Below are 6,527 nucleotides of genomic sequence, written 5' to 3'. Positions count from 1 at the left end.
CTTAGAGGAAGACAGAACCATGAAGTTCCGTCCGCTGCATGACCGCGTCGTGGTCCGTCGCCTTGATGGCGAAGAGAAGACCAAGGGTGGCATCATCATCCCCGAAACCGCCAAGGAAAAGCCCCAAGAGGGTGAAGTCGTCGCCGTCGGCCCTGGCGCCCGCGACGAAGCCGGCAAGCTCGTTGCCCTGGACGTCAAGAAGGGCGATCGCGTCCTCTTCGGCAAGTGGTCGGGCACCGAGGTCAAGATCGATGGCCAGGATCTCCTGATCATGAAGGAATCCGACATCATGGGCGTCGTCGGCTGAACGCCACGCGACCTCCATTCCCCGTTTTCATTAAGGAGTAGCTCGCATGGCTGCTAAAGACGTCAAGTTCTCCACCGACGCGCGCGACCGGATGCTGCGCGGCGTCGAAATCCTCAACAACGCCGTCAAGGTCACGCTCGGTCCCAAGGGCCGCAACGTCGTGATCGACAAGTCGTTCGGCGCTCCCCGCATCACCAAGGACGGCGTCACCGTCGCCAAGGAGATCGAGCTCGCCGACAAGTTCGAGAACATGGGCGCCCAGCTGGTGCGCGAAGTSGCCTCGAAGCAGAAYGACGCCGCCGGTGACGGCACCACGACGGCCACCGTGCTCGCCGCCGCGATCATGCGCGAAGGCCTGAAGTCGGTTGCCGCCGGCATGAACCCGATGGACCTGAAGCGCGGCATCGACCTCGCGGTCGAAGCCATCGTCACGGACCTGAAGAAGAACTCGAAGAAGGTCACKTCSAACGCGGAAGTCGCGCAGGTCGGCACCATCTCGGCCAACGGCGACGARTCGGTCGGCAAGATGATCGCCACCGCGATGCAGAAGGTCGGCAACGAGGGTGTCATCACCGTCGAGGAGGCCAAGACCGCCGAGACCGAGCTTGATGTCGTCGAAGGCATGCAGTTCGACCGTGGCTATCTCTCGCCCTACTTCATCACCAATGCCGAGAAGATGGTYGYCGAGCTCGAGGACCCCTACATCCTCGTTTTCGAGAAGAAGCTGTCGTCGCTCCAGGCGATGCTGCCGATCCTCGAGGCCGTCGTTCAGACCGGCAAGCCGCTGCTGATCATCGCCGAGGACGTGGAAGGTGAGGCTCTCGCCACCCTCGTCGTCAACAAGCTCCGTGGCGGCCTGAAGGTCGCGGCCGTCAAGGCTCCGGGCTTCGGCGATCGCCGCAAGGCCATGCTCGAGGACATCTCGATCCTGACCGCCGGTCAGCTGATCTCGGAAGACCTCGGCATCAAGCTCGAGACCGTGACGCTCRACATGCTCGGCCGCGCCAAGAAGGTGCGTATCGAGAAGGAGAACACCACGATCATCGACGGCGCCGGCAAGAAGAAGGACATCGAGGGCCGCGTTGCGCAGATCAAGGCGCAGATCGAGGAGACCTCGTCTGACTACGATCGCGAGAAGCTCCAGGAGCGTCTGGCCAAGCTCGCTGGCGGCGTCGCGGTGATCCGCGTCGGCGGCGCGACCGAAGTCGAAGTCAAGGAGAAGAAGGACCGCGTCGACGATGCCCTGAACGCGACCCGCGCTGCGGTCGAAGAAGGCATCCTGCCGGGTGGTGGCGTGGCGCTCCTGCGCGCGCTCCAGACCGTCAAGTCGATCAAGACCCAGAACGACGACCAGAAGACCGGCGTCGAGATCGTCCGCAAGGCGATCATGGCCCCGGCCAAGCAGATCGTCGACAACGCTGGCGATGACGGCGCTGTCGTGGTCGGCAAGCTGCTCGAGTCGAAGGACTACGCCTACGGCTACAATGCCCAGACCGGCGAGTACGGCGATCTGGTCAAGGCCGGCATCATCGACCCGACCAAGGTCGTGCGCACGGCGATCCAGGACGCGGCTTCGGTCGCCGGCCTGCTGATCACCACCGAGGCGATGATCGCCGAGCTGCCGAAGAAGGACGCCATGCCGGCTATGCCGGGCGGCGGCGGCATGGGCGGCATGGACTTCTGATCGAAGTCCATCGCTTCTCGCGAATACGACGGAGGCCCGGCGCAAGCCGGGCCTTTTTCATATCTGCCAGCCCCTGGCTCTGCCTCGGTGCGCGACAGCGGCCCGACGCGTCACGCAACCGCCATCCCGCCGTAATCGCGCCGTCGCGTCCCGCTGAGCAAATGACGCTCACTGTTTCAGGGGCCAGATATGCTCACACGTCGCACCATGATTGCCGGCCTTGGCGCCCTCACCTGCCTTCCCGCGCTGGCCCAGAGCGACTGGCGCCAGAGCATCAAGGAAATCCGCTTCGGCGTCTCGTCGGCAGAACATGAGGCGGGCGCGATCGCCCGCAACCAGCCGGTGATCGACTATCTCACAGGCAAGCTCGGCGTTCCCGTGAAACTCTATCGGGTCAGCGACTATGCCGGCCTCGTCGAGGCACTGCGGGCCGACCAGCTCGAGTTCGCCCGCTTCGGGCCCGCGGTCTACTCGCTCGGCCGGCGTGTCCTCGGCGACAAGCTGCAGCCTCTGTTCCGCGACATCGATAACAACGGCCAGGAAGGCTATTACTCGGTCATCGTCGTTCGTGCCGACAGCCCCTACAAGTCGGTTGCGGATCTGAAGGGCAAGAACTTCGCCTTCGCCGATCCGAACTCGACGTCGGGCTTCGCCTTCCCGTCCTATTTCCTGCGCAAACAGGGCTTTGATCCGCAGAACCATTTCGGCGGCACCGTCTTCTCCGGCGGCCACGACAACTCCGTCCTGGCGCTGGTGCGCGGCCAGTTCGACGGGGTGGCGACCTATCAGGTCAACGAGACCTCCGGCGTCGTCCAGCGCCTCACCGCGCGCAACATGATTCCGGCAGGCGCGACACGCGTGATCTGGACCTCGCCCCTGATCCCCTCCAGCCCGTTCTCGACACGGGCCAACCTGCCCCAGGGACTGAAGGATGCCTTCGTCGCTGCGATGATGGCGATGAAGGCGGAGGCACCCGAGGTCTGGAAGGTCTACACCGACGGTCAGGTTTCCGCTTACGCCCCGGCGAAACACGAGGACTATCTCGATATCATCGCGGTGACGGAGGAGCTTGAAGCCCGGCGCAAGCAGAAGCCCGCAGGCTGAGCGGCGATCTGCCGCCGCAAGGCGGCACGAAAGGCGTTTTCAACAATGAAGTCGCCGATGGAAGCCGGGAATTGGTTCCGCGGGCCGGACCGGCTCTTGCATCGACTTTGGTTGTAAGCCCTATTCCCGCAAGCTGCGGCATTCCGCCGCGCTCTGTGGCACTCTCTTGCGAAGGTCTGCTCCATGCTGAACTCGCCCGCCCTTGCCGACGGCGCCAAGCTCGTCGGCCGCATCCTGCTTGCCCTGATGTTCGTGCTCGCTGGCTACTCCAAGATCAGCGGCTATGCCGGTACACAGCAGTACATGGCCTCGGCTGGCGTGCCCGCCATTCTGCTGCCTCTCGTGATCGCGGTCGAGCTTCTGGGCGGCCTGATGGTCGTTCTCGGCTGGAAGACGCGTCTTGCAGCACTTGCCCTTGCCGGTTTCACGCTGGCTGCGACGCTGCTGTTCCACCTGAACTGGGCCCAGCCGATGCAGCAGCTCCTCTTCATGAAGAACCTCTCCGTCGTCGGCGGCTTCCTTGTGCTGTTCGCCGCGGGGCCCGGCCGGCTGTCGCTCGATCGCGGCTGACGTCGCATCACAAATCGCTGAAATCGACACGCCCGGCCTTGAGCCGGGCTTTTTTGTCTGATCCGGTCGGCTAGAAGATATTATCCGCATGCGCCGACGCTGGCGCGAGTTCCCCGGTAAGGAAGACCTGATGCGTCTTTTGAGTTTCTTTGTCGCTGCTCTCGCCGCCATCGCGCTCGTGGCGGGGCAGCAGAGCGGCAGCGGCGGCATGCTCGGTATGGGCGCCGTGGGTGTGCTGCTCGCACTCGCCACCTATCGCTCGACCGAGACCAGCTTCTTCCTGAAGATCTTTTCCGGGATTTTCGGTGTTGAGTACGTCGTCTTCGGGGCCGGCTCGGTGCTCGCGCAGCTTGGCTACTGGCCTGCCGATTGGGCCGCGATCGCTCCCCCTGCCAGCCTCGCCACGACAGTCGCCGTCTTCGGCATCCTGATCTATGCGATCTCCTTCATTCCGATGATCCAGCGCATCTCGCGCCTGGCATCGCCCTATTTTTCCTCGACCGAGACGACGACGGCGTACCTTTGGCCGTTCGGCACCTATCAGATCCAGCTCGGGCGCCTCGGCGTCATCCTGCTGATCTTTCTGGTGATCCTGAATCAAGCGCAGGTCGGCATCTCGCTGCGTCTGAGCTTCTTCAATCGCGATTTCTACAACGCGATCCAGGAGAAGGATGCGCCGTCATTCTGGTATCAGCTGATCTATGTCTTCAGTGTCTGGGCCGCCATCTCGGTGGTCTCGAACCTGATCGAGATGTTCGCCAACTACACGCTGCTGATCCGCTGGCGGCGCTGGATGGCGGAAAAATACAGCAAGAGCTGGCTCGGCAACGCCACTCATTACCGGATCTCGCTGGCGGGCACTGCCGACAACCCTGACCAGCGTATCGCGGAAGATACCCGCGCCTTCGTCAATCAGACCTACAACTTCGCCCTGCCGCTGCTGTCGCAGATTTCGACACTCGTCTCGTTCTCGATCATCCTCTGGTCGATTCCCGTTCCGATCACCATTCCGGGCACCGAGATCATCATCCCGGGCTTCCTGCTGTGGATGGCGCTGATCTACGCGATCGCGGCGACCTGGATCACGCATCTCATCGGCAAGCCCCTGATCGGGCTCGAATTCGAGCAGGAACGCCGGGAGGCGAACTTCCGCTTCTCGCTGGCGCGTCTGCGTGAATATTCCGAGCAGATCGCGCTGATGCGCGGCGAAGCCTCCGAACAGCGGCATCTGAGCCAGCGCTTCGGCGACATCGTCTCGAACTTCTATCGACTGGTCTGGAGCCGGGTGAAGCTGACCAGCTTCACCCTGTCCTATAATCAGGCGAATGTGGTCGTGCCCTATGTGCTGCTCGCACCGCATTACTTCACGGGCATCATCACGCTCGGCATCATGACGCAGGTTGCCTCGGCCTTCGATCGTGTCCAGACGGCGATGTCGTTCTTCATCAACAGCTATCAGGCCATCGCCTCCTATCTGGCCTCGATCAACCGCCTGACCACTTTCGAGGCGGCGATCGGGCAGGCGCAAGCCGCCACGGCCGGCGAGAAGGGCATCCACCAGACCGAACTCCCCGGGAACGAGGTCCATATCGACGGCGCGACACTGACGCTGCCGAACGGCACGCCGATCGTGCGGATCGACGGGCTCGATCTCGGCACTGCGCGCTCGACACTGGTGATCGGACCGTCAGGATCGGGAAAATCGACGCTGTTCCGCGCCATAGCCGGCATCTGGCCCTTCGGGGAAGGCAAGGTCGGGGTTCCCGCCAGTGCGCGGATCATGCTGCTGCCGCAGCGCCCCTACCTGCCGCAGGGGACCTTGCGCGCGGCCATGTCCTACCCGGCGCTCGACGACACCTATACCGATGCCGACATCGCGACGGCGATGACCCAGGTCAAGCTCGCCCACCTGATCGACCGGCTCGACGATGTCGACCTCTGGGCCCAGCGCTTGTCAGGCGGTGAGCAGCAGCGCCTCGCCGTCGCGCGCGCCTTGCTGGCCAAGCCCGACTGGCTCTTCCTTGACGAGGCCACCGCCTCGCTCGACGAGAAGCTGGAAGGAGAGATCTACGACCTCATCGACCGGACACTGCCGCAGACGAAGATTGTCTCGATTGGGCATCGCTCGACATTGCGGGAGATGCACGACGAAATCGTCGTCATGCAGCCGAACGCGGATGGAACGCACAGTCCCCGCGCGATGGTTCGTGAGCCAGTCGTTCAGTCGTGAATCAACGAGCGCCCGTAGCCGGGCGCTCGTCTGCCTTTCCCGCATCACGCTTCGTGTCGGGAAAGGCGGATCGTCAGGAGAACTGAAGCTGGCGGCTGACCGTCGTCAGATGCCGCGGTCGAAGCGCAACTCGCCCGAGGCGGTCTTGATCACCAGCCTGCCCTCGACGAGGTCCCAGTTGCGAGCTCCGCGCAAGGCGACCAGATAGGCCCGCTCGAATTCGGCAGCGCCCTTGTCGCAGGAGCGCTTGGTGATGGCCATGGGGCCGACCGCGATCCCCTGCTGGCGCAGCGGGTATGCCGCAGCGGAAAACGTGTTGCAGCCGCTGTAACCGGTGCCACGCAGGTTCGAGTCGATCTGCAGTGTGGCCTTGCGATCGGCGATCGACTTGCCGTTCATCGAAATCGCCGTCCAGGAGGCGCCCAGGGGGAAGGTTTTTTCCTGTTTCGGCGCTGCAGGCGCCTGCTCCGGCTGGTTCTGCATATCACGCGGCGACATCGCCTTTCGCTGGGCGGAAGCCGGCGACGCGATCAGCAGGGGTGCGAGGCTCAGGGCGAAGACAGCGGCGTAGCCAAGGCGTCGATTCATCATTTCTCTACCTATGCGGGGCCGGGACGATAGCCCACGCCCCG

The 6,527-nt window shown here is 63.6% G+C and carries 6 protein-coding genes; 5 read left to right on the top strand and 1 reads right to left on the bottom strand.

Translation table 11 applies throughout. The features are described from left to right. Positions 1 to 19: 19 nt before the first annotated feature. The 5 genes from groES to AC1DGP_RS02130 all read left to right on the top strand — a co-directional run bounded on the left by groES (position 20) and on the right by AC1DGP_RS02130 (position 5,895). Complete coding sequence (groES, locus tag AC1DGP_RS02150; protein ID WP_055727595.1) at positions 20 to 307, top strand: co-chaperone GroES; 288 nt, start codon at positions 20 to 22, stop codon at positions 305 to 307. A gap of 46 nt (positions 308 to 353) precedes the next feature. Further along, positions 354 to 1,991 carry a chaperonin GroEL gene (gene groL / locus AC1DGP_RS02145; protein WP_476831702.1) on the top strand — a complete coding sequence of 546 codons (1,638 nt, stop codon included), beginning with the start codon at positions 354 to 356 and terminating at the stop codon, positions 1,989 to 1,991. Between the two features lie 189 nt (positions 1,992 to 2,180). After that, complete coding sequence (gene phnD, locus AC1DGP_RS02140; protein WP_476831701.1) at positions 2,181 to 3,095, top strand: phosphate/phosphite/phosphonate ABC transporter substrate-binding protein; 915 nt, start codon at positions 2,181 to 2,183, stop codon at positions 3,093 to 3,095. Between the two features lie 183 nt (positions 3,096 to 3,278). Beyond that, positions 3,279 to 3,665, top strand: a complete 387-nt coding sequence (locus AC1DGP_RS02135; RefSeq protein ID WP_441506553.1) for a DoxX family protein — start codon at positions 3,279 to 3,281, stop codon at positions 3,663 to 3,665. Between the two features lie 130 nt (positions 3,666 to 3,795). Next, positions 3,796 to 5,895 carry an ABC transporter ATP-binding protein/permease gene (locus tag AC1DGP_RS02130; protein ID WP_441506552.1) on the top strand — a complete coding sequence of 700 codons (2,100 nt, stop codon included), beginning with the start codon at positions 3,796 to 3,798 and terminating at the stop codon, positions 5,893 to 5,895. Positions 5,896 to 6,000: 105 nt separating this feature from the next. Here AC1DGP_RS02130 and AC1DGP_RS02125 read toward each other — a convergent pair whose 3' ends face one another. Beyond that, entirely contained in the window at positions 6,001 to 6,483 is a 483-nt protein-coding gene (locus tag AC1DGP_RS02125; RefSeq protein WP_441489044.1) for an META domain-containing protein, read from the bottom strand. Positions 6,484 to 6,527 lie beyond the last annotated feature (44 nt).

The sequence above is a fragment of the Allobosea sp. 05T433 genome, assembly GCF_056396065.1.
Note: the sequence above shows the minus strand (reverse complement) of the source record. Positions and strands in the feature narration are given on the sequence as shown.